Annotated in this window: 1 pseudogene; it reads left to right on the forward strand. The window is 73.1% G+C overall.

Going from position 1 to position 681, the window contains the following annotated elements:
* Positions 1-168 precede the first annotated feature (168 nt).
* Positions 169-681: pseudogene (locus H7J06_RS24615) on the forward strand (Rv1157c family protein); the annotation flags it as partial.

Raw genomic sequence — 681 nt, forward strand, 5'->3', positions numbered from 1 at the left:
CTACAGCGTCCCGGCATCGTTCACCGTCGGCGAGCACGACACCGTGGCCGCCTCCGTCTTCTCCCACGCGGCCGACGGCGCGCTGGCACCGCTGTTCTTCCCCACCTCCGCGCTGCCCTGACGCTCACCGCGTAACGCCGCACCACCCATCGACATCACGGGAGAGTCATGCCAACGACCAGAACGCTTCTGATCGCACTCGGTGCGACGGCCGCGCTCGTGCTGAGCGCCCAACCGGTCGCCCACGCAGAGCCCGCGCCGCCCCTGCCGTTGCCGTTGCCGATCAACGGCCTTCAGGCACCCGGACTCCCCGCGATGGAGAGCCTGGGGCCGGCGATTCAGCAGGCCGCTGGTGACCCGACGAACGCCGCCTCGATGTTGATGGCCGCGGCGGCGGCGTTCGCGGGCAACAGTGCGGTGCCGTCGGGGTCGAAGAACGTTGCGGCAGCGGTGAATCAGTTCGTGGCCGACCCTCAGGTGGCACACGTTCCCGCGGCGGGTGCCATCCCCGGCACCGAGGCGCACCTGCCGCAGGGGATCGACCCGGCAAATGCCGTCGGCCCGGTTTCGGACGCCGCGCCGCTGGCGGCCGTGCCCGCTCCCGAGGCGGCACCGGCGCCGGCTCCGGCACCAGATGCGGCACCCGCTCCAGAGGCCGCGGTGGCGCCGGCCCCGGACGCC

Origin of the sequence: Mycolicibacterium hodleri, from assembly GCF_025822245.1 — a bacterium.
In the GTDB taxonomy this organism is placed as follows: Bacteria; Actinomycetota; Actinomycetes; order Mycobacteriales; family Mycobacteriaceae; genus Mycobacterium; species Mycobacterium hodleri.